The 24,720-nt window shown below is 73.9% G+C and carries 23 protein-coding genes; 8 read left to right on the forward strand and 15 right to left on the reverse strand.

Annotated elements, in window-relative coordinates:
• The first annotated feature begins 138 nt into the window (after nt 1–138).
• On the forward strand, nt 139–1,215 hold the full coding sequence (locus AC02VZ_RS20735; RefSeq protein WP_432056694.1) for a DUF3533 domain-containing protein: 1,077 nt from the start codon (nt 139–141) through the stop codon (nt 1,213–1,215).
• 108 nt (nt 1,216–1,323) lie between these two features.
• Here AC02VZ_RS20735 and AC02VZ_RS20740 read toward each other — a convergent pair whose 3' ends face one another.
• The 4 genes from AC02VZ_RS20740 to AC02VZ_RS20755 form a co-directional block, all read right to left on the reverse strand.
• Entirely contained in the window at nt 1,324–2,406 is a 1,083-nt protein-coding gene (locus AC02VZ_RS20740) for a S1 family peptidase (protein WP_432056695.1), read from the reverse strand.
• Nucleotides 2,407–2,683: 277 nt separating this feature from the next.
• Complete coding sequence (locus AC02VZ_RS20745) at nt 2,684–3,787, reverse strand: slipin family protein (protein ID WP_432056725.1); 1,104 nt, start codon at nt 3,785–3,787, stop codon at nt 2,684–2,686.
• A 232-nt stretch (nt 3,788–4,019) separates the two neighbouring features.
• Nucleotides 4,020–4,925 (reverse strand): S1 family peptidase, encoded by a 906-nt coding sequence (locus AC02VZ_RS20750; RefSeq protein WP_432056696.1) that lies wholly within the window; start codon nt 4,923–4,925, stop codon nt 4,020–4,022.
• Nucleotides 4,926–5,782: 857 nt separating this feature from the next.
• Nucleotides 5,783–6,967, reverse strand: a complete 1,185-nt coding sequence (locus tag AC02VZ_RS20755; RefSeq protein ID WP_432056697.1) for a DUF5685 family protein — start codon at nt 6,965–6,967, stop codon at nt 5,783–5,785.
• 300 nt (nt 6,968–7,267) lie between these two features.
• Here AC02VZ_RS20755 and AC02VZ_RS20760 point away from each other — a divergent pair, with 300 nt between their 5' ends.
• On the forward strand, nt 7,268–7,705 hold the full coding sequence (locus tag AC02VZ_RS20760) for a cell division protein SepF (protein ID WP_432056698.1): 438 nt from the start codon (nt 7,268–7,270) through the stop codon (nt 7,703–7,705).
• Between the two features lie 51 nt (nt 7,706–7,756).
• Here the strand turns inward: AC02VZ_RS20760 and AC02VZ_RS20765 are convergent, their stop codons facing one another.
• A complete protein-coding gene (locus AC02VZ_RS20765) occupies nt 7,757–8,947 on the reverse strand; it encodes an acyl-CoA dehydrogenase family protein (RefSeq protein WP_432056699.1) in 1,191 nt (396 codons plus the stop codon).
• 102 nt (nt 8,948–9,049) lie between these two features.
• Nucleotides 9,050–10,705, reverse strand: coding sequence for an MFS transporter (locus AC02VZ_RS20770; RefSeq protein WP_432056700.1), 1,656 nt, complete (start codon nt 10,703–10,705; stop codon nt 9,050–9,052).
• A gap of 264 nt (nt 10,706–10,969) precedes the next feature.
• Between AC02VZ_RS20770 and AC02VZ_RS20775 the strand changes: the two genes are divergently transcribed.
• Nucleotides 10,970–12,145, forward strand: a complete 1,176-nt coding sequence (locus AC02VZ_RS20775; protein WP_432056701.1) for a mannosyltransferase family protein — start codon at nt 10,970–10,972, stop codon at nt 12,143–12,145.
• Nucleotides 12,146–12,393: 248 nt separating this feature from the next.
• Nucleotides 12,394–13,407 carry a phosphatase PAP2 family protein gene (locus AC02VZ_RS20780; protein ID WP_432056702.1) on the forward strand — a complete coding sequence of 338 codons (1,014 nt, stop codon included), beginning with the start codon at nt 12,394–12,396 and terminating at the stop codon, nt 13,405–13,407.
• Nucleotides 13,408–13,498: 91 nt separating this feature from the next.
• On the opposite strand, the gene AC02VZ_RS20785 is transcribed toward AC02VZ_RS20780, so the two are convergent.
• Together AC02VZ_RS20785 and AC02VZ_RS20790 are read right to left on the reverse strand one after the other, a co-directional pair.
• Nucleotides 13,499–13,714: an I78 family peptidase inhibitor gene (locus AC02VZ_RS20785; protein WP_432056703.1), complete on the reverse strand. Its 216-nt coding sequence runs from the start codon at nt 13,712–13,714 to the stop codon at nt 13,499–13,501.
• Nucleotides 13,715–14,115: 401 nt separating this feature from the next.
• Nucleotides 14,116–15,111 (reverse strand): helix-turn-helix transcriptional regulator, encoded by a 996-nt coding sequence (locus tag AC02VZ_RS20790; protein WP_476476081.1) that lies wholly within the window; start codon nt 15,109–15,111, stop codon nt 14,116–14,118.
• 423 nt (nt 15,112–15,534) lie between these two features.
• Here AC02VZ_RS20790 and AC02VZ_RS20795 point away from each other — a divergent pair, with 423 nt between their 5' ends.
• Both AC02VZ_RS20795 and AC02VZ_RS20800 read left to right on the forward strand, forming a co-directional pair.
• Entirely contained in the window at nt 15,535–16,338 is an 804-nt protein-coding gene (locus AC02VZ_RS20795) for a hypothetical protein (protein WP_476476082.1), read from the forward strand.
• 79 nt (nt 16,339–16,417) lie between these two features.
• Nucleotides 16,418–16,822 carry a hypothetical protein gene (locus AC02VZ_RS20800; protein WP_476476083.1) on the forward strand — a complete coding sequence of 135 codons (405 nt, stop codon included), beginning with the start codon at nt 16,418–16,420 and terminating at the stop codon, nt 16,820–16,822.
• Between the two features lie 94 nt (nt 16,823–16,916).
• Here the strand turns inward: AC02VZ_RS20800 and der are convergent, their stop codons facing one another.
• From der to aroH, 5 genes are all read right to left on the reverse strand, one after another.
• A complete protein-coding gene (gene der / locus AC02VZ_RS20805) occupies nt 16,917–18,407 on the reverse strand; it encodes a ribosome biogenesis GTPase Der (RefSeq protein WP_432056707.1) in 1,491 nt (496 codons plus the stop codon).
• A gap of 75 nt (nt 18,408–18,482) precedes the next feature.
• Nucleotides 18,483–19,130, reverse strand: a complete 648-nt coding sequence (locus AC02VZ_RS20810; RefSeq protein ID WP_432056708.1) for a lysophospholipid acyltransferase family protein — start codon at nt 19,128–19,130, stop codon at nt 18,483–18,485.
• On the reverse strand, nt 19,127–19,813 hold the full coding sequence (gene cmk, locus AC02VZ_RS20815; RefSeq protein WP_432056709.1) for a (d)CMP kinase: 687 nt from the start codon (nt 19,811–19,813) through the stop codon (nt 19,127–19,129). Before cmk ends, AC02VZ_RS20810 begins: the two co-directional genes overlap by 4 nt.
• A 113-nt stretch (nt 19,814–19,926) precedes the next feature.
• Complete coding sequence (locus AC02VZ_RS20820) at nt 19,927–21,012, reverse strand: prephenate dehydrogenase (RefSeq protein ID WP_432056710.1); 1,086 nt, start codon at nt 21,010–21,012, stop codon at nt 19,927–19,929.
• A complete protein-coding gene (aroH, locus tag AC02VZ_RS20825) occupies nt 21,009–21,371 on the reverse strand; it encodes a chorismate mutase (RefSeq protein ID WP_432056711.1) in 363 nt (120 codons plus the stop codon). Before aroH ends, AC02VZ_RS20820 begins: the two co-directional genes overlap by 4 nt.
• A 248-nt stretch (nt 21,372–21,619) precedes the next feature.
• On the opposite strand from aroH, the gene AC02VZ_RS20830 reads away from it, so the two are divergent.
• Together AC02VZ_RS20830 and AC02VZ_RS20835 are read left to right on the forward strand one after the other, a co-directional pair.
• Nucleotides 21,620–22,063, forward strand: a complete 444-nt coding sequence (locus tag AC02VZ_RS20830) for a Rieske (2Fe-2S) protein (RefSeq protein WP_476476084.1) — start codon at nt 21,620–21,622, stop codon at nt 22,061–22,063.
• A 22-nt stretch (nt 22,064–22,085) separates the two neighbouring features.
• Nucleotides 22,086–22,832, forward strand: coding sequence for a nucleotidyltransferase domain-containing protein (locus tag AC02VZ_RS20835; protein ID WP_476476085.1), 747 nt, complete (start codon nt 22,086–22,088; stop codon nt 22,830–22,832).
• A 32-nt stretch (nt 22,833–22,864) separates the two neighbouring features.
• Here the strand turns inward: AC02VZ_RS20835 and AC02VZ_RS20840 are convergent, their stop codons facing one another.
• Together AC02VZ_RS20840 and AC02VZ_RS20845 are read right to left on the reverse strand one after the other, a co-directional pair.
• The gene (locus AC02VZ_RS20840) at nt 22,865–23,887 is read right to left on the reverse strand and encodes an ADP-ribosylglycohydrolase family protein (RefSeq protein ID WP_432056714.1); all 1,023 of its coding nucleotides are present in this window, start codon (nt 23,885–23,887) and stop codon (nt 22,865–22,867) included.
• Complete coding sequence (locus AC02VZ_RS20845) at nt 23,884–24,615, reverse strand: NUDIX hydrolase (protein WP_476476086.1); 732 nt, start codon at nt 24,613–24,615, stop codon at nt 23,884–23,886. Before AC02VZ_RS20845 ends, AC02VZ_RS20840 begins: the two co-directional genes overlap by 4 nt.
• Nucleotides 24,616–24,720: the final 105 nt, after the last annotated feature.

Below are 24,720 nucleotides of genomic sequence, written 5' to 3' on the forward strand. Positions count from 1 at the left end.
CGTGAGCCCCGATCGACTCTCGAACATGTGTTCCCAACTGCTTCACCCCCACCATAGACCAATTCTCGAATGTGTGTACGACCCCCTTTCGGCCCCTTCCCACCTGCGGGAACACGCGAACCCCCGGACCGTGGGGGCATGACGCAGACCACCGGCGCCCGCCCCTCCTCCCCCTCGCTCCTCGCCGAGGTGAGGAACGCCGTCACCCCGCGCGCCACGCTCCTGGTGCTCGGCGTGCTCGCCCTCCAGCTGCTGTTCATCACCTCCTACGTGGGCGCGCTGCACCAGCCGAAGCTGCGGGACGCGCCCTTCGGGGTGGCCGCGCCGCCGGCCGTCGCCGAGCAGGCGGTGACCCGGCTGGAGCAGTTGCCCGGCTCCCCGCTGGACCCGCGCGCGGTGGCCGACGAGGCGACCGCGCGGCAGCAGATCCTGGACCGGAAGATCGACGGCGCCCTGGTGGTGGCCCCCTCCGGCACCACCGACACCCTGCTGGTCGCCACCGGCGGCGGCACCTCGCTGGCCACCGCCCTGGAGAAGCTGGCCGTCACCCTGGAGGAGGAACAGCAGCGCACGGTGCGGGTCGTCGACGTGGCCCCGACCTCCTCACGGGACGCCAACGGCCTGTCGTCCTTCTACGTCGTCGTCGGCTGGTGCGTGGGCGGCTACCTGTGCGCGTCGATCCTGGCCATCAGTTCGGGCGCCCGCCCGTCCACCCCGAGGCGCGCGGGGATCCGGCTCGCCACCCTGGTCCTGGTCGCGATCGTCGGCGGCCTCGGCGGGGCGCTCATCGCCGGGCCGGCCCTGGGTGCGGTGCCGGGCGGCTTCCTCGCCCTGTGGGGACTCGGCGCACTGATCACCTTCGCGGTGGGCGCGGCCACCCTCGCCCTGCAGAGCCTGCTCGGGGTCGTCGGCATCGGCGTGGCCATCCTGATCGTGGTGATCCTGGGCAACCCGAGTTCGGGCGGCGCGCTGCCGCCGCCGCTGCTCCCGCCGTTCTGGGAGGCGATCGGACCGGCGCTGCCACCGGGGGCGGGCACCTGGGCGGCCCGCTCGATCACCTACTTCGACGGCAACGCCCTGACCGGCTCCCTGCTGGTGCTGTCGGCGTGGGCCGTCGTGGGCGTCGCGGTGACGATGGGGGCGGCGCTGCTGCACGCCCGGTCCGACCCCACGCCGCCCACGCCCCCTCACGCCGACGCTCCGCCCACGGCCTGACCCCACGTCCCCCACGCCCCCTCAGGCCGGCGCTCCGCCCCCGCACACGCGGACGTCCCGCCCCGCGCGAGCGGGACGGGACGTCGCGGACACGTACGGACCCGGGGGTCAGCCGATCTGCGTCCCGGTGGCCGACAGGGCCTCCGTGACCGGCTGGAAGAAGGTCGTACCGCCCGAGGAGCAGTCGCCGCTGCCGCCGGAGGTCAGACCGACCGCGCTGCTGCCCGAGAAGAGCGAGCCGCCGCTGTCGCCGGGCTCGGCGCAGACGTCGGTCTGGATCAGACCGTTGACGATGTCGCCGTTGCCGTAGTTCACGGTGGCGTCCAGGCCGGTGACCGTGCCCGAGTGCACCTGGGTCGTGGAGCCACTGCGGGTGACCTGCATGCCGACGGTGGCCTCGGCGGCGCCGGAGATGGCCTGCGTGGAGCCGTCGTAGAGGTTCACCTCGCTCGGGTGGTCCACGTCGGCGGTGTACTTGACCAGGCCGTAGTCGTCGCCCGGGAAGCTGGACGCCGCGTTCTCGCCGATCACGTCGCCGGAGGAGTCCGACCACGTCGAGACCCCTTCGGTGCAGTGGCCCGCGGTGAGGAAGTGCGGCTCCCCGCCCTTGGTCACGTTGAAGCCGAGCGAGCAGCGCGCGCCGTTGCCGGTGATGGCGTCGCCGCCCGCGATGAAGGGCTGGTACTCGCCCTTCGTGCGCTTGAGTTCGGCCTTGGCGCCGAGCCCTTCGACGACCTCGGTCAGCCGGGACCAGTCCGCCCCGGAGACCGTGCGGTCCGCCGTGACGACGACCTTGTTGGTGGTCGGGTCGGTCACCCAGGAGGTGCCCGGGATGCTCGCGTCCTGCTTCAGGGTGGTGCGCGCGCCCTTCAGTTCGGCGAGGGAGTGCGCCACGACTCTCGCCTCGGCTCCCGCCGACTCGACGGTCCGCGCGGCGGCCTCGTCGAGCACGTTCACCACGAGGCGCTTGCTCTTCGCGTCGTAGTACGTTCCCGCCGCGTCGGCGCCGAGGTCCTCGGCGAGCGTCGAGGCGAGCTTTCCGGCCGCCGTGACCGAGAGGGTCCGGGGCGCGGAGGTCTCCGGTGTCTCACTGGCGTTCGCAGTCTGGAAGGTGACTCCCGCGGCGACCAGGGCTGCGATGCCCGCACCGGCCAGCGCTGCGCGCCGCCGGGGTATGCGTCGGTGCTTCAACTGACGTCCTCCTGTGGGGGGACGGCCCGGGAGGTTGTGGGGACCTCGCGGGCCGGAAGGCGTGCGGCCACGAGGGCGGCAGACGAAAAAAGCCGCGCTCGTGCCGGTGGAACGCCGCCTACTATTCCCAGCCCCCGGGGGAGCACACAAGGTCGACTTCAGGACGCGCGTACGGCAACGGCCGTGCGCCCCCTATGTCCTGACAGGTCATGGAGACGCAGGGCGGTTCGGACTGCAAACAGTACGAGCGAGTAACCCGGGGGGCCGCCCCCGCCGCCTACGCGTGGCTCGAATTCGACCCTTCGCCGTCCGGTTCCCCGCGGGGCGGGACGGCGCGCCGTTGCTCCCGCACCGTTTCGGACACCGGCTCCCCAGCCGCACCGATCCCCGCCTCACGCACCGTTCCGGACCCCGCGCCGGACCCCGCGCCGGAGGCCGGCCCCACAGGAACCGGCCCCGCCGCGACCGGCTCCACGGGCGCCGGATCCGCGGGCCTCGCCTCCACGGGCGCCGTCCCCGCCAGAGGTGCCTCGGCGGGGGCCGCCCCGGGGGAAGCCGCCTCCGTGGCCGACCTCGGTGCCACCCGGGCCCGCGGGGGTTCGGGGGCCGCCGTCGGCAGCGGCTGCTGGGCACGTTCCAGGAACCGCAGGAGTTCGACGGGGAAGGGCAGGACGAGGGTGGAGTTCTTCTCGGCGGCGACGGCCACGACCGTCTGGAGCAGCCGCAGTTGGAGCGCGGAGGGGGTGTCCTCCATCTGCTGGGCGGCCTCGGCGAGCTTCTTCGACGCCTGGAGTTCGGCGTCGGCGTTGATGATGCGGGCCCGGCGTTCGCGGTCGGCCTCCGCCTGGCGGGCCATGGAACGCTTCATCGTCTCGGGCAGGGAGACGTCCTTGATCTCGACCCGGTCCACGTGCACGCCCCAGCCCACCGCCGGGCTGTCGATCATCAGCTCCAGGCCCTGGTTCAGCTTCTCCCGGTTGGACAGCAGATCGTCCAGGTCGCTCTTGCCGATGATCGAACGCAGCGAGGTCTGCGCCATCTGCGAGACCGCGAACCGGTAGTCCTCCACCTCCACCAGGGCGTCGGCCGCGTCGACCACCTTGAAGTACACCACCGCGTCCACGCGCACCGTCACGTTGTCCCGCGTGATGCCCTCCTGGGCCGGCACCGGCAACGTGACGATCTGCAGGTTCACCTTGTGCAGCCGGTCCACGAACGGAACGATCATCGTGAACCCGGGGGTCCGCTCCCCGGGCTGGAGCCGGCCGAGGCGGAAGACGACCCCGCGCTCGTACTGCTTGACGACCCGCGCCGCCGCCATCAGATAGACGGCTCCGGCGGACGCCAGCGCGACTCCCGCCGTCACCAGTTCCTCGACCATCACGGCCCCCAGGGTCCGAAGTGGCGCATCAGGTGAGCCCGCGTCCGGCGCCGCCCGGCGCGTCCTGGTGTGTCCCTCGACGGTAACTCCGCGGCCCGCGCAGGGGCGAGCCCCCGCACGCCGGTTGCGTGCGGGGGCTCGCCGTGATCGCCGTCCGCGGGGGGACCCGTGGGGCCCGTGGGACCGGTGGGGCCCGCTCCGCGACGCGGGCCGCCGGTCCCGGGGCCGGCCGTCAGTAGACGCTGACGCCGTAGGCGCTCAGGGCCTCCGTGACGGGCTGGAAGAAGGTCGTGCCACCGGTGCGGCAGTTGCCGCTGCCACCGGAGGTCAGACCGTACGCGGTGCCGTTGCTGCCGTAGAGCGGGCCGCCGGAGTCGCCGGGCTCGGCGCAGACCGTGGTCTGGATGAGGCCGTAGACGACGTCGCCACCGCCGTAGTTGACGGTCGCGTTGAGGGCGGTGACCCGGCCGCTGTGGGTGCCCGTGGTGGAGCCGTCACGGATGACGGTGGTGCCCACGCTCGGGGTGGCCGCACGGGTGATGTCCACGCCGTTCGCGGTGCCGGGGCGGCTGACGGACCCGGTGTAACGCACGATGCCGTAGTCGTTGCCCGGGAAGCTGGAGCCGGCGGTCGAGCCCAGCACCTGGCTGCGCGCGGAGTTGCCGTACCAGGTGCCCGCGCCCTGGGTGCAGTGACCGGCGGTGAGGAAGTACTCGGTCCCGCTGCTGGAGCGGACGTTGAAGCCCAGGGAACAGCGGCCGCTGTTGGAGTAGATGGCGTCGCCGCCCTGGATGAGCTTGGTGAACTTGCCCGGGGTGCGCTTGATGGTGATCGCGTCGGCGTCGTTCCCGGCCTGCTGCCTGATCTTGTTGATCTCGGCCTGGGAGACCGTGCTGTCGACGGTCACGACGACCCGGTTGGTCTTGCTGTCGACGGCCCAGGCGGTGCCCGGGACGTCGGCCTTCAGCACCGAGCTGCTCACACTCTTGAGCTCGGCGGAGCTGAAGGTGGTGGGGGTGTCGGCCGCGTTCGCGCTGGGGACCGCGAACGCGGCAGCGGCCACGAGGCCGGACGTGACGGCGATCAGCCGGGTACGTCTCGTGATACCGCTGCGGGGGGTGGTGCGCTTGATCCTCACTTCTCGTCCTCCACAAAGGAAGTAGGGGGCCCTCGTGGGGTTGTGGGCCCGTGAGGCGCAGTCAGCGGACGGCCGTCCGGATTCCGGATGTGCCGTGCCCCTGACAAGCGCTGTCCGTGAGTATTCGGCCGAACGGCCGGTCGGCACAAGGGTGCCTTTCGGCCGTCAACCTTTGAACCATCTGTGCGCCTTGGTCCCTTCACGTGCACAGCGTCATCCGTGGCCACCTCTGTGTCACGCTCCCCCGGCCCGTCGGACCGGTGTCCGGAAGTCGACCCTCCGGATCCGCTCCGCCCGGCCCGCACGACCGCCGGAGGACGCGGGACCACCGGGCCGCGCGACCGCCGGAAGCGCCAGGAACCCCGGCCCGCGCGACCACCGGAAGCACGAGAAACCCCGGCCCGCGCGACCACCGGAAGCACGAGAAACCCCGGCCCGCGCGACCACCGGAAGCACGAGAAACCCCGGCCCGCGCGACCACCGGAAGCACGGCCCGCGCGCCCCTTGAGGCACAGGACCGGTCGACGCGACCGCCGGAGGCGCGCATCCCCTCCCCCGTCCGCGCGACCGCCGAGGGACGCGGCGCCTCGGGGGCCCGAGACCCGGCCACCCGAAGCGCGCCACCCCCGCCCGCGCGCCCATCCCCACCCGCACGCCCACCCGCGCCCAGCGACACCGGCGCACGCGACCGCTCGTGACCGTTCGTGACCGCCGTTCAGGACCGCGCGGGCGCACGAGGCATGCACCGCCCCGGGCTCCACTCGGGGTGCACCACCCCGGCCCCCGCACGACCGTCCGGCCCGCGTCCACCTCCGCGCCCGCTCTCGCGCGCTCCTCCCGCGCGCCCTCCCGCCCGGTCAGCAGTCGCAGCCGCAGTCGCAGCCGCCGTCCTCACCGCAGCAGTTGCAACAGTTGCAGCACTCGCAGCAGTTGCAGCAGTCGCCGCACCCGCTGCAGTCGTACCGCGAGCAGACGCCCTCCTTGTGCTCGCCGCTCCACGGGTCGTGGTAACTGCCGCAGCACAGCTGGCAGGTGCAGGCGAGCCCCGCCCACACCGCGCACCCCGCGAGCAGACCGCGCCGGCGCGGCGGCCGGGGCGGCGGCGGGGCGCCGGGGCCGGCCGGGCCGCCCGGCGGGGCGTAGGGGTGGGAGCCGTGCGCGGCGGTGCCGGCCCCGAAGGCCCGGTCGACGGAGCGCGGCAGTTCGTGCACCAGGAGCCGGTGCACGAGGCGGCCGCCGCCCTTCCCGTCCGGCCCGGATCCCCAGTCGACCTCGGCCAGCGCGAGACGGATGCCGTGCACCGCGTCGTCGGCGAGCCGGCGCGCCTCCGGCAGCGGGGTGCCGGTGGCGGTGAGCGGGTTCCAGGCGCCCGAGGCGGTGTCGGCCTCCCGGTCCTCGACGGCGTCGAGGAGGTGGGCGAGCCGCCCGAAGAGGCGTCCGGCCTCGGCGAGCGGCGCGGCGTTGTGCGGCCGGCCGGCGAGTACCGCGGTGTGCGCGAAGGCCGCCGCGGTGGCGGTCTCGGTGGGTTCGGTGACGGTGAGGACCGGCGTGCCGGGCCCGGCGAGCGCCTCGATGCCGGTCTGCCGGTCGACGGCGTCGACGAGAACGGCCGTGTCGAAGCCGACGTCCGCGCCGGAGCGCGCCCCGGCGCGGTCCCAGCCCGCCGCGACCCGGCGGGCGGCGAGCGCCACCGGACGGCGGGCCAGCAGCCCGTCCCCGTCGTCGACGTGGTCGCGCACCTTGGCCGAGGCGAGCACGAGCGAGACGGCCGCCGCCAGCCGGGCGCCCTCACCGTGGGCGACGGAGGCGGTGCGCATGCCGCGCAGCGGGCAGGGCCCCGCCGTGCGCCGTCCCGTGCCGGCGCGCTCCGACTGAGCCTCCGTCAGGACCGAGACGAGCAGACCGTCGTAGTTGGTGACGACGCGGGCGAACTGTCCGTGGTCCTTGCGGAGCGCGAGACAGAGCCCGCACAGGTGCGCCATCCACTGGGCGGTGAGCTTCTCGCCCAGCCGATGCCGGCAGGGCCTGACGATTCCGAACACGACATCCCCCGTGAGTCGTACAAGATGAGCGGCGGCATCGTATCGGGCCGCCGACCGGCGGTGTCTTTCACCCTGACGCGCCGCCGCTCACCCGTACGCCGCGAAGAATATTATTTCACTCACAGTCAGCAGCCGTTTACATCAAGACCCTTGGGAAACACGGACTCTCGACGGATTCGCTGTGCACCAGTACCGTCACAAACCCCCCGCGCGGCGTCTATCCACTTGGCGCGCCATCCGCATCATGGATGACCATAGGGATGCGGAAAGCAAGAAAGACCGCTGTGAGAGGAGGCGTCCATGGGATCGGTACGCAAGGCGAGTGCCTGGCTCGGCCTCGTCGACGACAACGAAGACGAGCGTTACTACGACGACGACTACTCCGACGGAAACGACTCCGGGGACGCCTGGGTCACCGATCCGCGGGTGAAGGTGGCCGCCGACGTGGCCGAGGAGAAGGGCCGCCGCATCGGCACGGTCACCCCGGACAGCTTCCGGGACGCCCGCGCCATCGGCGAGCTGTTCCGCGACGGCGTTCCCGTCATCATCAACCTCACCGCCATGGACGCCTCCGACGCCAAGCGCGTGGTGGACTTCGCCGCCGGGCTGATCTTCGGTCTGCGCGGGTCCATCGAGCGGGTGTCCCACCGGGTGTTCCTGCTGAGCCCGGCCGACACCGAGGTGCTGAGCGGGGAACCCGCCGCCCACCGCTCGGACGGCTTCTACAACCAGAGCTGAGGCAGGGCCGCTCACCGGCGCCGCCGTCGGGCCCCACCGCCGGACGCGGGATCACCGGAAGGCGTCGAGCCCGGTGAGCGCCTTGCCCAGCACGAGCTGGTGCATCTCGACGGTGCCCTCGTAGGTGAGCACCGATTCGAGGTTCGTCGCGTGCCGCATGACCGGGTACTCGAGCGAGATCCCGTTGGCACCGAGGATCGTGCGGGCCGTCCGGCAGATGTCGATGGCCTCGCGGACGTTGTTCAGCTTGCCGAAACTGACCTGCTCCGGACGGAGCCGGCCGGCGTCCATGCGCCGCCCCAGGTGGTGGGCGAGCAGAATCCCCTTGTGCAGTTCGACCGCCATGTCGGCGAGCTTGGCCTGCGTCAGCTGGAACCCGCCGATGAGCCGCCCGAACTGCTCCCGCGACGTCGCGTAGTCCACGGCGGTCTCGAAGCAGCTGCGCGCCGCGCCCATGGCGCCCCACACGATCCCGTACCGGGCGTGGGAGAGGCAGCTGAGCGGGCCGCGCAGTCCGGTCACCCCGGGCAGCACGGCGTCGGCGGGCAGTCGCACGTCGTCCAGGACGAGTTCGCTGGTGACGGAGGCGCGCAGCGACCACTTGTGCTTGATCTCGGGCGCCGAGAACCCGGGGCTGTCGGTCGGCACGGCGAAGCCCCGGATGCCTTCCTCGGTCTGGGCCCACACCACGGCGACCCCGGCCACGGACCCGTTGGTGATCCACATCTTGCGCCCGGTGAGCCGCCAGTCGCCGCCGTCGCGCTTGGCGTAGGTGCGCATGGCGGCGGGGTCGGAGCCGTGGTCGGGCTCGGTGAGGCCGAAGCAGCCGATGGTCTCGCCGGCCGCCATCGACGGCAGCCAGCGCCGCTTCTGCTCCTCGCTGCCGAACCGGTGGATGGCGTACATGGCCAGGGAGCCCTGCACGGAGACCAGCGAGCGGATCCCGGAGTCGGCCGCCTCCAGCTCCAGGCAGGCCAGTCCGTACTGGACGGCGCTCGCGCCCGCGCACCCGTAGCCGTCGAGGGACATGCCCAGCGCGCCGATCCCGCCCAGTTCGCGGGCCAGTTCCCGGATGCCGGGCAGCTCGCCCTTCTCGTACCAGTCGGCGATGTGCGGCAGCACCCGGTCCGCGGCCCAGCTCCGCACGGTGTCCCGGACGGCGAGGTCCTCCGGCTCCAGCAGATCGTCGAGCCCGAGGGGGTCGGCGGGGTCGAAGGGCGGCAACTTCGCGGACGCGGACACGGGAACACCCTCCGGGGACGGTCGGCCTGCCGTGCGATCACGGCTCGGGGCGACGTTACGACGCGCTCCCGCGCGCGTCCACCCCGGCCCGGTGCCCACCGCTCACACCTTCAGGCCGTTGAACGGGGCGGTCGCGGCCTCCCGGGGCGCGGGCACGGCCGGCGCCGGCGTCTCCCCGCCGGGCACGCCCGCGCCGGACGGTTCCGTGCCGGCGGCCTCGCACTGCATCGCCCGGGGCAGCCGGAGCGCCATCACCGCGCCGAGCAGCAGCAGGCCGGCGCTGACCAGCAGCGTCACGTGCAGCCCGTGCACGAAGGACTCGCGGGCCGCCTGCCGCAGGGCGACTCCGGCGGGGCCGCCGAGCTGCGCGGCCACCTCGTAGGCCTCCCCCAGGGAGTGCCGGGCCGCCGCGGTGGCCGAGGCGGGCACCCCAGGCACCCCGGTCAGGCCGGGCGCGTAGGCGGCGTTCATGACGCTGCCGAGCAGGGCGATGCCGATGCCGGCGCCGAGCTGGTAGGAGGTCTCGCCGATGGCCGCCGCCCCACCGGCCCGGTCCGCGGGCGCGTCGCTCAGCATGGACTCGTACGCGCCGAACAGCGTCGTCTCCAGGCCCCAGCCGAGCAGGACGAAACCGGCCAGCAGCAGCGGCCAGTTGTCCTGCGCGCCCATCGCGGTCAGCAGCACCACCGCGGCGGCCGTCAGGCAGAAGCCCGCCGAGACCATGCGGCGCGGACCGAACCGGCGCAGCAGCCGGGCGCCCGCGAGCCCGGCGCCCATCGCGGCGAAGGTCAGCGGCAGCAGCCGCAGCCCGGTCTCCAGCGGCGACAGCCCCAGCACGAGCTGGAGGTACTGCGCGGCGATCAGTTGCAGGCCCACCAGGGCGAGCATCGCCAGCACGATGCAGCCCACGGACGTGCTGAACGCGGGGCGGGCGAACATCCGCAGGTCGACCAGGGGGTGGGTGCGGCGCCGCTGCCGGCGCACGAAGGCGGCCAGCAGGGCGCCCCCGGCGAGCAGCGGCAGGACGGTCCACACGCTCCCGGCCGTCTCGGCGGCGCCCAGCCGCTTCACGCCGAGGACGACGGCGAAGAGTCCGGCGGCGGCCATCAGCGCGCCGAGCAGGTCCCAGGGGCCGGTGCCGTCGCCCTTGGACTCGGGCAGCAGGAGGCGTCCCACGGGCAGACTGACCAGCATCAGCGGGATGTTGACGAGGAAGACCGAGCCCCACCAGAAGTGCTCCAGCAGGAAGCCGCCGAGCAGCGGGCCGACGGCCGCGCCGACCGCGGCGACCGCGCTCCAGACGCCGATGGCGAGCGCCCGTTCCCGGCGGTCCGGGAAGACCTGCCGCAGGATGGACAGCGTGGCCGGCATGATCATGGCGCCGCCGACGCCGAGCAGCGCCCGCGCCGCGATGAGCACCGGGCCGTTGTCCGCGAGGGCCGCCATGCCGGAGGCGACGCCGAACAGGGCGTAGCCGAGCAGGAGGACGCGTCTGCGCCCGACGCGGTCGCCCAGCGTGCCGAACAGGATCAGCAGCGAGGCGCAGACCAGCGGATAGGCGTCGACGATCCAGAGCAGCTCCATCGCGCCCGGCCGGAGGTCCTCGGTGACGGCGGGGACCGCCACGTGCAGGACGGTGGCGTCGACGGCGACGAGCAGCAGGCTGACGCAGAGGACGACCAGTACCAGCCAGCGGTTGGCGCCGGCCCCGGTCGCCCGACGGCGCAGCACGGAGGCGGCCGTGGTCGTCCCGGACATGTACGTACCTCCCAGATGCTCCCTCGCGTCTCGGCGGGCACACGGGGTGGGGGACTCCCCCGTGACTCGGCCGGGGAGGAGCGGAAGGTCCCCGGCCCGCGCAACGAGTGGCGAGTGACACGTCAGCGTACGCGAGGACGCGGCGTGGTCGAGTGGCGGGTCTCTCACACCACCGGCGAATCGGTGTGGCGTACACCACTCCTCCCCGCCGTGCTCACGCTCCGCGGGGCGGCCCGGTGCCCCGCGGAGTCGATAATCGGGCCCGTGAACGATCTCGACACGCGCGTCCGGCCGGCCCGCCCGGACCTGCTGCGCCGGGCGGCCCCGGCACTGCTGGGGTACGCGGCCGTACGCGCCCTGGGGCTGCTGGTGCTGGCCCTGTGGAGCGCGGCGCGCGGGACGAGCTGGTACACGCTGCTGACCGCCCGCTGGGACGCGCTCTGGTACACCCGGGTCGCCGAGCTGGGGTACGGCTACGAGGTGCGGCTGCCCAACGGGGACGTGCACTCCAACCTGGCCTTCTTCCCGCTGCTGCCGTGGCTGGAGCGGCTGGTGGCGGCCGCCTCCCCGCTGTCGTACGCGGACGGCGGCTTCCTGGTGAGCCTGCTGGCGTCGCTGGCGGCGGCCGGGGGGATCTTCGCGGTGGCGGACCGGCTGTACGGCGCGCGGGCGGGGGTGTGCGCGGTGCTGCTGTGGGCGGCGCTGCCGGTCGGGATCGTGCAGTCGATGGCGTACAGCGAGTCCCTGTTCACGGCGCTCGCCGCCTGGTCGCTGTACGCGGTGCTGACCGGCCGCTGGGTGACGGCGGGCCTGCTGGCGGCGTGCGCCGGGCTGACCCGGCCGGTGGGCCTGGCGGTGGTGGCGGCGGTGTGGGCGGCGGGCTGCGCCGCTCTGTGGCGGGACCGGCGGGCGGCCCCGGCGGACCGCGCGGGCCCCCGGGAGCGGGCGGCGCTGCTGTCCGCTCTGGCCGTGGCCCCGCTCGGGGCCGCCGGTTACGTTCTGTGGGTGGGGCATCGGACCGGAAAGGGCCCGCTGGGATATCTCGACGTCCAGGCGGGCTGGCGCAACGGTTTCGACGGGGGGTACGCCTTCGCCCGTTTCGTGGGCGGGAAGTTCACCGCCCTCCCCACGGTCCCGGCGGGGCTGGCGCTGGCCGCGGGGGTGGTCCTCCTGGTGTGGCTGTACGTGGTGTGCGTACGGCAGCGGCAGCCGCTCGCGCTGCTGGTGTACGCCGGAGTGGTGACCGCGCTCGCCCTGTGCGCGTCGAGCTACTTCGGTTCCAAACCGCGTCTGCTGCTGCCCGCCTTCCCCCTGCTGCTGCCGCTCGCCCGGCCCCTGGCCCGGCTGGGTCCGTCCAGGTCGGCGGCGGTCCTGGGGGGCCTGGCGGCGGTCTCGGCGGTGTACGGCGCCTTCTGGCTCAACGGCTCGGGCCCGCCGTGACGCCTCCGTGACCCCGCGGAGGCGGCCGTGACCTCCGGCGCAATTCCGTCCGAGGCCCGCGTGAACGAATTGATAAGCGCGTCGGAACGACTTTCGGAAACGATCGGACAAAAGAAAGCCCGAAGCGTTCGCAGATTATGGACATGGCCCGGGGATAGCCGTTCCTGAGAGGAATGCCACATCACATCGTCATCACAACCCCGCTGATTCGACGGGGTTCGGCGCTCACTCGCTGTAACGTCGATCGGGTGCGTACCGAACGGAAGCCCACCCGTCTGGACCGGGTGTTCGCGAGGCTGGATCGTGAGCCGGAACGACCGGCTCACATCGACGTGCCGCGGATGAGCCGGCACCGGGTGGTGCTCTTCGGGTCCACCCTGGCCTTCTACCTGGCGATCGTGTGGGCCGTCGTCATCACCTCCTGGCTGGTCCGGCTGGACTGGCAGGTGATGTTCTTCCGCCCCTACGAACAGTGGCCCGAGCTGCACCCCTTCGTCGACTACTACGTCGTCCTCGGCCAGCGCGGCCCGACCGCCGTGATGGTTGCGGCCTGGCTCGGCTGGCGCTCCTGGCGGCAGCACACCCTGCGTCCGCTGCTCGCGCTCGGGGTCTCCCTGCTGCTGCTCAACGCCACCGTGGGCGCCGCCAAGTACGGCATGGGGCGGCTCGGGCCGCACTACGCGACCGAGGTCGGCTCGAACGAGATGTGGCTCGGCGGCGACATATTTCCCAGCGGGCACACCGCGAACGCCGTGGTGACCTGGGGAATCCTGGCCTATCTGGCCTCCACCCCCAGAGCCCGGCGCTGGCTGTCCGCGCTGTCCGCGGTGACCTCGCTCGGTGTGGGGATGGCGACCGTCTACCTCGGTACGCACTGGCTCAGCGACGTCCTGCTCGGCTGGGCCGCGGGTCTGCTGATCCTGCTGGCGCTGCCCTGGTTCGAGCCGCTGATCGCGCGCGCCGAGGCCTGGATCCTCGACCGGCGGGACCGTCTGTTCGCCCGCTGGGGACGCGGAGCACGGCGCCCGGCCGGCAGCAGGACGCCGCCGGCGGTGGTGGTCAGGCCGCTGCCCGGCCGCGAGGGCCCGGCGGTCCCCGACCCGGTCCCGGCGGGCCGCCCGGCGGCCAGGCCGCCCGTCTACCTGGCCCCCGGCCCGCACACCACGCGCGCCGAGCGCAGTCCGGTCACCCCGGCGGGGAGCAGACGGCCCCCGCACACGGAGCGGCACCCGCGCGGCACCACGTCGGCCACCCGCCCCTGACGGAGGGCCCGCCCGGCCGCCGCACCCGGACTCCGGCCCCGGTCACCGCTTCCGCGGGGGCCGGGGCCGTGTCGTCGTCCGCGGGCGCTCCTCAGCCCTTCCAGGCCCGGGCCACCCGGCCGCCGCTGACCTCGAAGTTCAGCCGGCCCACGCGGTACTCCATGGTGATGATCGCGCCGGGGGGCAGGGACCGCACGGTGGACCAGCCGCGCTCGCGCGCGCGGTGCTCGGCCCGGCCGGCGTCGAGACCGACGTAGGCGTCCGGGCTGTCGTCGGGTTCCGCGGGAGGTGTCGGGAGGGAAGCCATACGGTCACGCTAGGCGCTGCCCCGCCGGCACGGTAGTCCGTCCCCCGAACAGCCGGACGATGCCGCACGACGGTCACGCTTCTGTCACAGATCCCGACGGGCGTTTGCGCCCGGGGACGTCACACGGACGGGCGGTTCCGTCCCTCCTCCTCGAAATGCGAACCGAATTCCCGGACGGCCTCCCCCGGCCGGATATGACCGGCCCGGAGGAAATGCGGGCGGAATGCGCGAGCCGCCCTTTCCGCCGCCCCCACCGCGGCACCGCGGAATACCCGCCCGTAATGTCCGCGCACAAGGGGCACACGTTTCTCTCACACCGCGTTCAGGGCCCCTGGCCGTGACGCCGCCCCCGCGCCCCGCCTTCAGGGCCACTCCGGCCCCGCCGCTCCCACACCCCGCCTTCACCCCTGCTCCGACCGCTCCGCCCCCGCACCGGTCCGGGAGAGGGCGCGGGAGAGCAGACCCTGGGCCGCTTCGATCGCCTCGGTCAGCCCGTCCGGTTCCAGGACCTCGAACTCGAAGCCCAGCATCAGCAGGTGCAGCACCATGAGCTGCAGGTCGGCCGCTCCGGTGCGCAGGACGCAGCTGTCCGGCCCCTCCGCCTCCAGCGTCCCGACGTCCGGGGAGACCCGCCGGGCCGCCTCCTCGGCGGACACCAGCAGCCGGAGCACCGCGTGGGTGGCGTACGCGCGGGTGGACACGCCCCGGGAGACGTAGGCGGCCAGGTCGTCGGCGGGCGGGTCACGCGGGACGAAGCGCGGCCCGTGCGGCGGCCTGGGGTCGATCCGGTCCACGCGGAAGGTGCGCCAGTCGGCGCGGTCGAGGTCGAAGGCGACCAGGTACCAGCGGCTCTCCGAGCACACCAGCCGGTGCGGCTCGACGGTGCGGCGGCTCTCGGCTCCGTCGTGGTTTCGGTAGACGAAGCGCAGGCGCTCGGTGTCCCGGCAGAGGTGGGCCAGCTCGGTCAGGACGGCCGGGTCGACGGTGGCGCCGTCCGGGCCGCGCAGCATGGGCACGACGTAGGTGGTGAGGGTGCCCACCCGCCGGCGCAGCCGGTGCGGCAGGACCCGCTCCAGTTTGGCCAGCGCCCGCACGGACGTCTCGCCGATGCCCTCGATGCCCCGGCCGGCCGCGGTGCGCAGCCCCACGGCCACGGCCACCGCCTCGTCGTCGTCCAGCAGCAGCGGCGGCAGTTCGGCCCCGGCGCCCAGCCGGTAGCCGCCGCCGGTGCCGGGGCTGGCGTCGACGGGGTAGCCGAGCCCGCGCAGCCGGTCGACGTCGCGGCGCAGGGTGCGGGCGCTCACCCCGAGCCGGCCGGCCAGTTCGGTGCCGGACCACTCCCGGTGGGTCTGGAGCAGGGACAGCAGGCGCAGCAGACGTGCCGAGGTCTCCACCATGCAAGGGAGTCTGCCGGACCTTGCGGACAGGTTCCGTCCTGAATGAGGGTCCGCCGCGGAGGGCCGGACGCCGAGGGGAGCGTCCCCGGCCGGGCAGCACGCGGGGGCGACAGCCGCACGTACCGGCGATTTCCGGCCACGCCCTTTCATTCGTGGATTTCCTGATTTGTCGAGCGTGCACGGCCCGGCCCGACGAGCCGGTACCGCTGTGCAACAGCGCTTCTGCGCTGGGACGTTGACGATGAGGGAGCCGTTCCGGAGGGGTCCCGTCCGAACGCGCCGGTTGGGTGGATTCGATTGCTCCCCAGGCGTGACTCCCGCCACGGATCGCCCGTTGTCTTCTGCATGAGCCGGGGACCCACCCGGACCACGGACCGGGAGCCACCCGGCCCGGTCACGCACCGCATCCCGAGGGAGCCACCCGTGCCGCGCATGCTCGACGTCAGCGACGAGGTACGCGCCGAGATCGGCGACGAAGAAGCCGACCGTCTGCTCACCGGAGAGTCCGCCCAGGGCGGCTACGACTGCACGTCCTGCCGCACTCCCGGCGACCCGGAGCAGGAGCGCACCAGCACCGTCCTGTTCATCGGGGACGAGACCGCCGTCCTCGCCTTCGCCCACGCCACCTGTCTGCCCTCCCAGGTCGTGCAGGTCACCGAGGAGCAGCTGCGCGGCGCCGTGCGGTCCATCTCCGGCGACGCCGCCGCACCCCAGCAGCAGAGCCCGCACCAGAGCCCGCAGCAGGTCACGCCGGAGCAGGCCGTGCTGGGGGTGACCAGCGGGCTGGTCCTGATCTCCGGCGAACTGCACCCGGCCCTGGTCGTCGAGCCGACGGCTCCCGTCGCCCGGCCCGGCTCCCTGGGCCCCGGGGACGACTTCCTGCCGCTGCTCGTCGAGCAGGGCTTCCAGCAGGTGGCCGACCTGTCGGCCGCTCCGCACGTGCTGCACGGCTGGTCGGTGCTGCTCGCGGTGGGCCAGCTGCACGCCGTGCTCCAGCCGAACCCCAACGGCGGCCAGCCGGTGGCGTGGTGGCAGGCGCACCAGCCGCTCCAGGTCACCGACGGCTGGCGCACGGCCGCCAACAAGCACCAGCAGGTCCTGATGTTCGCCGCCCCGGTGGGCTCCATCGGCCGGCAGCCGCGCGAGGACCTGCTGCGGGACGCGCTGGACAAGGCGGCGGCCAACGGCCGGCTGGTCGCGGCGGCCCTGCCGCTCGCCGGCACCTGAGCGGACCGGTACGGCACGGACGGGCGGCGAAAGCCGCGGGTGCCCGCATCCCTTGCGGCACCGGGTCGTTTGGAGAGGTGTGCACGCATACGACGCTCCCCGCCGCCCCGCTCTCCCCGCCCCCGTACGCCCGGCGCAGGACTTCCGGAGCGGCCCTTCGGCCACGCCGATCTACGACGCCCTCTACGCCGAGTACGTCAAGTCCTTCCGCTCCCTGCCCGGTGACCGCAGCGGCGAGGAGAAGCTGGGCTTCACCGCCTTCGGGAGCCTCCCGCACGGCCCGTACGGCGGCCAGGGCCCGGCGTCCCCGGGCGGTTCCCCGGGCGGCGGCTCGTACAGCGCGTACAGCGCGGGTGCGCACAGCGCCCGGCAGGGCGGGGGGCAGCAGCCGCAGTGGCAGCGCGTCGGACCGGTCGGTCAGTCCGCGGGCGGCATGCGGCACGTCCCCGCGGGGCTCCCCCCGGCCCCCCGCAGAGGCGCGTGACCGCAGCACGGCCGGCACCCGGCCACGGCACGGCGAAGGGGCGGTCCCTCGGGGCCGCCCCTTCGTCACGTCCGCGGGTCCGTCGCCGGACGCCTCACTTCTTCCGGCCGCGCTTCTCGCGCACCCGCACCGAGATGTGGATCGGGGTGCCCTCGAAGCCGAACTCCTCGCGCAGCCGGCGCTCGATGAAGCGCCGGTAGCCCGCCTCGATGAAGCCGGAGGCGAACAGCACGAACCGCGGCGGCCGGGTGCCCGCCTGCGTGCCGAACAGGATGCGCGGCTGCTTGCCGCCCCGCACCGGGTGCGGGTGGGCCGCCACCAGCTCCCCGAGGAAGGCGTTGAGCCGGCCGGTGGGCACGCGCGTCTCCCAGCCCGCCAGGGCCGTCTCGATCGCCGGGACCAGCTTCTCCATGTGGCGCCCGGTGCGCGCGGAGACGTTCACCCGGGGCGCCCAGGCGACCTGGCCGAGTTCGGTCTCGATCTCCCGCTCCAGGTAGTAGCGGCGCTCCTCGTCGAGGGTGTCCCACTTGTTGAACGCCAGGACGAGCGCGCGGCCCGCCTCGACGGCCATGGTGACGATCCGCTGGTCCTGGACCGAGATGGAGTCGGCCGCGTCGATGAGGACGACGGCGACCTCCGCCTTCTCCACGGCGGCGGCGGTGCGCAGCGAGGCGTAGTAGTCGGCGCCCTGCTGGAGGTGGACCCGCTTGCGGATGCCCGCGGTGTCGACGAACTTCCAGGTCTTGCCGCCCAGTTCGATCAGCTCGTCGACGGGGTCGCGGGTGGTGCCCGCGAGTTCGTTGACGACGACCCGCTCCTCGCCGGCGACCTTGTTCAGCAGCGAGGACTTGCCCACGTTCGGACGGCCGATCAGGGCGACCCGGCGGGGGCCGCCCACGGCGGTGCCGAAGGTCTGCGCGGGCGCCTCCGGCAGCGCCTGAAGGACCTGGTCCAGCATGTCGCCGGTGCCGCGGCCGTGCAGGGCGGACACCGGGTGGGGCTCGCCGAGGCCGAGGGACCACAGATAAGAGGCGTCGGCCTCGCCGCTCGGGCCGTCGACCTTGTTGGCGCACAGCACGACCGGCTTGCCGGCCTTGCGCAGCAGCCGGACGACGGCCTCGTCGGTGTCGGTGGCGCCGACCTTGGCGTCCACCACGAAGACCACCGCGTCGGCGGCCTCGATGGCGTACTCGGCCTGGGCGGCGACGGAGGCGTCGATGCCGAGGACGTCCTGCTCCCAGCCGCCGGTGTCGACGACCTTGAAGCGGCGGCCGGCCCATTCGGCCTCGTAGGTGACGCGGTCCCGGGTGACGCCGGGCTTGTCCTCGACGACCGCCTCGCGGCGGCCGATGATGCGGTTCACCAGGGTCGACTTGCCGACATTGGGGCGGCCGACGACGGCGAGCACGGGGAGCGGGCCGTGTCCGGCGGCCTCGATGGCGCCCTCGACGTCCTCGAGGTCGAAGCCCTCCTCCGCGGCGAGCTCCATGAACTCCGCGTACTCGGCGTCGCCGAGAGCCCCGTGGTCGTGCTCGGGCGCGCCGTCGTGGGCGTCCGAGCCGTCGGGCTGGATGTGGTCGTTCATGAAGTCGGTACCTCGTCGTTCATCGTGGTGGTCGGTGGCCCGCCCGGTCAGGGACGGTCCACTACTCAGTGTCGCTCAGCGCCCGGTGAGGCGCCGCGCGTTCTCCAGGTGCGCGGTGAGCTGCTTCTGGATGCGTTCGGTGGCCGCGTCCAGGGCCTTGCGGGTGCGCCGTCCGCTGCCGTCGCCGGCGTCGAACGGGTCGCCGAAGACGACGTCGACGCGGGAGCGCAGCGGGGGCAGCGCCTTGACGAGCCGTCCGGCCCGGTCGGAGCTGCCGAGGACGGCCACGGGCACGATGGGTGCCCCGCCGCGCACGGCGAAGTAGGCCAGTCCGGCCCGGATCGCGGCGAAGTCGCCCTCGCCGCGGGTGCCCTCGGGGAATATGCCGAGGGCGCCACCGTTCTCCAGCACGCTCAGGGCCCGCGAGATCGCGGTGCGGTCGGTGGTGTCCCGGTCCACCTTGAGCTGGCCGATCCCGGTCAGGAACGGGTCGAGCGGACCGATGAACGCCTCCTTCTTGATCAGGAAGTGCGTGGCCCGGGGCGCGACGCCCATGACCATCGGTCCGTCGAGGTTGTGCGAGTGGTTGACGGCGAAGATCAGCGGACCGCTCGCGGGCACCCGCCAGGCACCCAGCACCCGCGGCCGGAACAGCCCGTACATCAGGCCGACGCCGATGCGCCGCCCGACCTCGGCGCCCCGCGCCGATGGGACGTCGGTCACTTCCCCGCCCGCTTCTCCTCGACGAGGGTGACGACGCACTCGACGACCTGCTGCAGGGTCAGCTCGGTGGTGTCCACCTCGACCGCGTCGTCCGCCTTGGCCAGCGGGGAGGTCGTGCGGCTGGAGTCGGCCGCGTCCCGCTTGATCAGGGCCTCCTGGGTGGCCCGGACGTCGGCGCCCTTGAGTTCACCGCTGCGGCGGGCGGCCCGGGCCTCCGGGGAGGCGGTGAGGAAGATCTTGAGGTCGGCGTCGGGCAGCACGGTGGTGCCGATGTCGCGGCCCTCGACGACGATGCCCGTCACCGCGGCGGCGGCGATCGCGCGCTGCAGTTCGGTGATCCGGGTGCGCACCTCGGGCACCGCGCTGACGGCGCTGACCTTGGCGGTGACGTCCTGCTCGCGGATCGGGCCGGCCACGTCGATCCCGTCGACCGTGATGGCCGGGGCCTTCGGGTCGGTGCCCGAGACGATCTCGGGCTTGCCCGCGGCGGCGGCGATCGCGGCGGGGTCGTCGGTGTCGATGCCGTTGGTCACCATCCACCAGGTGATCGCCCGGTACTGGGCGCCGGTGTCCAGGTAGCTCAGGCCGAGCTGCGCCGCCACGGCCTTCGACGTGCTCGACTTGCCCGTGCCGGAGGGACCGTCTATCGCGACAATCACGGGGCGGGCGGCGCCGTTTTCCACGGAGGAACACCTTCCTGGTGCGCTGGAGAGGGAGTGCGGGGCGCGAGAGGGCCCCGCACAAGGTTACTGGCTCACCGGATGCCCTCCGACCGGCCCGTGGTCGGCGGGTTCGGTCACTGCCGGATCGCCCAGCCCCGCTCGCGGAGCGCCGCGGTGAGGACGGGGGCGGCCTGGGGCTCCACGACGAGCTGCACCAGGCCCGCCTGCTGTCCGGTGGCGTGCTCGATGCGGACGTCCTCGATGTTGACGCCGGCCCGGCCCGCGTCGGCGAAGATGCTGGCCAGCTGGCCGGGCTGGTCGTCGATGAGGACCGCGACGACCTCGTAGACGCGCGGCGCGGTGCCGTGCTTGCCGGGGACCCGCACCTGGCCGGCGTTGCCGCGGCGCAGCACGTCCCGGATGCCGGTGACACCGTCCTGCCGCTTGGCCTCGTCGGCGGACTCCAGGGCGCGCAGGGCCCGCACGGTCTCGTCCAGGTCGCCGGCGAGGTCCGAGAGCAGGTCGGCGACCGGGCCGGGGTTGGCGGAGAGGATGTCGATCCACATGCGGGGGTCGGAGGCGGCGATGCGGGTGACGTCCCGGATGCCCTGCCCGCACAGCCGCACGGCGGCCTCCTCGGCGTGCTCCAGCCGGGCGGCGACCAGGCTGGACACCAGGTGGGGCATGTGGGAGACGAGGGCCACGGCGCGGTCGTGGGCGTCGGCGTCCATCACGACCGGCAGGGCGCGGCAGTGCGAGACCAGTTCCAGGGCGAGGTTCAGCACCTCGGTGTCGGTGTCGCGGGTGGGCGTGAGCACCCACGGGCGGCCCTCGAAGAGGTCGGCGCTGGCGGCGAGCGGGCCGGACTTCTCCCGCCCGGACATGGGGTGGGTGCCGATGTAGGCCGACAGGTCCAGGCCCCGCTCCAGCAGTTCCCGGCGCGGGCCGCCCTTGACGCTGGCGACGTCGGCGTACGCGTGGGCGACGCCCCGGCGGATGGCGTCGGCGAGCACGTCGGCCACGTGCGCGGGCGGGGCGGCGACGACGGCCAGGTCGACGACGCCGTCCGGGGGCTGGTCGGTCCCGGCGCCGAGGGCGGCGGCGGTGCGGGCCTGCTCGGGGTCGGGGTCGGACAGGTGCACGGTGATGCCCCGCCGGGTGAGGGCGAGGGCGGCGGACGTGCCGATGAGTCCGGTGCCGATGACGAGTGCGGTTCTCACTGGGCGATGTCCTTGCGCAGGGCGGCGGCGGCACCGAGGTAGACGTGCGCGATGCCGGAGCGGGGCCGGTCGGACTCGATGTGCGCGAGGATGCGGACGACGCGCGGCATGGCTCCCTCGATGTCGAGTTCCTGGGCGCAGATCAGGGGGACGTCGACGATGCCCAGCTTGCGGGCCGCCGCCGCCGGGAAGTCGCTGTGCAGGTCGGGCGTGGCCGTGAACCAGATGCTGATCAGGTCGTCCGCGGTCAGACCGTTGCGTTCCAGGAGGGCGGTCAGCAGTGCGCCGACCTGTTCCTCCATGTGTCCGGCTTCGTCCCGTTCCAGCTGGACGGCGCCCCGGACCGCTCGTACCGCCACGACGGTGCTCCTTGCTGACGTGCGTATCGGCTGTTCGGTCGTCCAGCCTAGTCAGGACGCCGGGGCGGGGTGTCCGCCGCCCGCCCGCTGAGACGGACACAGATGGGCTGTACGTCCACCCTTGCCCGGATTTGCTTCGCCTTCGGCCGCTTCGGTGGAAAGATGAATCGGCCATCGGCCCCCGCTCCTGCCGCCCGACCGTCCCGGCGCCGTGCCCCGGCCCCGCCCCCCTCGCACGGAGGACCGACATGACTCACCAGGCGACGCGACGCACGGTTCTCCTCACCGCCGGCGCGGCCGGCGCGACGGCGCTGACGGCCGCCTGCGGCGGCGGTGGCGGAGCCGGCGGGGACACCGGCTCCGCCACCGACACCGGCACCTCCGGCCCGGACGCCGACGGCGGCGGCCGGGAGCTGCTGCGGACCGACGACGTCCCGGTGGGCGGGGGCACCGTCCTGGGCGAGGAGAAGATCGTGGTGACCCAGCCCTCCGAGGGCGAGTTCAAGGCCTTCTCCGCGATCTGCACGCACCAGAACTGCCTGGTGTCGACGGTGGCGGACGGGACGATCGACTGCCCGTGCCACGGCAGCCGGTTCCGGATCGCCGACGGCTCGGTGGAGCGGGGACCGGCGACCCGGCCGCTGCCCGAGGAGCGGATCACCGTGGACGGGAATACGATCCGCACGGCGTGACCCGCGGGCGTACGCTCCCGGGATGCGCCCCGAGAGCCTGGTCCGCGACCACACGATCTACGCCTGCGTCATGGGTTCGCGCGCCTTCGGTCTGGCCACGGAGGACAGCGACACCGACCGCCGGGGCGTGTTCCTGGCGCCCACGCCCCTGTTCTGGCGCTTCGAGAAGCCTCCGACGCACGTCGAGGGTCCGGCCGAGGAGCAGTTCAGCTGGGAGCTGGAGCGTTTCTGCGAGCTGGCGCTGCGCGCCGACCCGAACGTCCTGGAGTGCCTGCACTCCCCGCTCGTGGAGTACGCCGACGCCACCGGCCGCGCCCTGCTGGACCTGCGCGGGGCGTTCCTCTCCCGCCGGGCCCACGGCACGTTCACCCGCTATGCCCGCGGTCAGCGCCGTCGGCTGGAGGCCCGCGTGCGCGCGCACGGCGCCCCGCGCCACAAGCCCGCCATGCACCTGCTGCGGCTGCTGATCAGCGTCCGCGACCTGCTGCGCACGGGCACGCTCACGGTCGACGTGGGCGCGCACCGCGAGCCGTTGCTCGCGGTGAAGCGGGGCGAGGTGCCCTGGGCCGAGGTGGAGTCGTGGATCACCCGGCTGGAACGGGAGGCCGACGAGGCGGCCCGGCACAGCCCGCTCCCGGCGGAGCCGGACCACCGGCGCGTCGAGGACTTCCTGTTCCGCGTCCGCCGCGCCTCGGCCCTCCGGGCGGACGCCGGCACCGGCCCCGCCCCGGGCGCCGGGAGCGGCGCGGAGGCCACGGGCCGCGGGTAGGCCGACGGCCTCCGCGCGGGCACGCCCCGGCCTCAGGCGTCCCAGGCGGCGCCCAGGGCCAGCAGCTGGTCCCGGTACTCGATCCGGCCGGTCCACTCGGCGGGCCAGGCGTCCGCCCCCAGGTACGCGCCGGCGAAGGCGCCCGCGAGGCAGGCGAGGGAGTCGGAGTCGCCGGAGGAGCAGGCGGCGCGGCGCAGCGCGGTCAGCGGTTCGTCGACGAACTGCAGGAAGCACAGCAGGCCGGCGGCGAGGGCCTCCTCCGCGATCCAGCCCTCGCCGGCGGCCAGGCAGGGATCCGTCTCGGGCGAGACCGTCCGCACGGTCTCCTGGAGGCGGCCGAGGGTCTCCAGGCACTCGTCCCAGCCGCGGGCGATGAAGTGCCGCGGGTCCGGGTCACCGGCGCGGGTCCACAGGTCGCCGAGCCACTCCTCGTGGTAGCGGGTGCGGTTGTCACAGGCGTAGGAGCGCAGCAGGCCGATCAGGCCGGTCGGGTCGGCGCCGCCGGCGAGCAGGTGGACGGCGTGCGCGGTGAGGTCGGAGGCGGCCAGCGCGGTGGGGTGCCCGTGGGTGAGGGCGGACTGGAACTGGGCGGCGCCCGCGCGCTGTTCACCGCTCAGGCCGGGGACCAGGCCGAGGGGCGCGACCCGCATGTTGGCGCCGCAGCCCTTGGAGTGGACGCGGGAGGCGTCCTGCCAGGGGCGGTCCTGCCGCTCCAGCAGCCGGCATGCCTCCAGGCAGGTGGTGCCGGGGGCGCGGTCGTTCTCCGGCGAGCGGTACCAGGCCACGAACGCCTCGCGCAGGGGCTGTTCGAGGTTCCGTGCGGTGAGCGGGCCGCGGGCCGTCGCGGTGCGCAGCGCGTGGCCGAGCGCGAGGGTCATCTGGGTGTCGTCGGTGACCAGGGCGGGCGTGGGCAGGGGCATGGCCCGCCAGGGGCCGAACGCGGCGAGGATCGAGGGGACGTCGCGGAACTCGGTGGGGTGGCCCAGGGCGTCCCCGAGGGCGAGTCCGGTGAGCGTCCCGGTGGCGGCGCGCTTGGTCAGGGTGGTCGTGGTCATACGGGACGTCCTTCGGGAGTGGGCCTCAGCAGCGGCGGGTGGAGGGCGGCGGCGGGGCCCGCGCGGTACAGCGCGGCGGGCTTGCCCCGGCCGCCGGTGAGGCGCGCGGCGCCGGGCACGGCTTCGACGAAGCCGGGGGTGGCGAGCACCTTGCGCCGGAAGTTGGGGCGGTCCAGGGTCGTGCCCCAGACGGTCTCGTAGACCTGCTGGAGCTCGCCGAGGGTGAACTCGGGCGGGCAGAAGGCGGTGGCGAGACCGGTGTACTCGAGCTTGGCGCCGACCCGGTCCCGCGCGTCGGCGAGGATCCGGTCGTGGTCGAAGGCCAGGTCCCGGGCCGCGTCGTACGGCGTCCAGCGGGCCCGGGCCGCGTCACCGCCGCCGCGTACCTCGGGCGCGTCGGGCAGCAGGGCGGCGAAGGCCACGGAGACCACGCGCATCCGGGGGTCCCGGCCGGGCTCGCTGTAGGTCCGCAGCTGCTCCAGGTGCGGCCCGGAGACGTCCGTCAGGCCGGTCTCCTCGCCCAGTTCGCGCCGGGCGGCCGTCTCGGCGGACTCGTCCGGCCGCAGGAAGCCCCCGGGCAGCGCCCAGCGGCCCGCGTAGGGCTCCTGGCCGCGTTCGACGAGCAGGACGTGCAGCGCGCCCTCGCGGACCGTGAACACGGCGAGGTCGACCGTGACGGCGAAGGGCTCGAAGGCGTGCTTGTCGTAGCCGTCCGGCACGACGTCCACCCCCTTTAATAGTCAGTGCGACTATTAAAGGGGGTGGACGGGCGGGGACGCAAGCCCCTGCCAGGACGCGACCCGCTCCGAAGGCCGGTCCGGCGGATCGGGCCG

It is taken from the genome of Streptomyces sp. 3-6 (assembly GCF_056323165.1).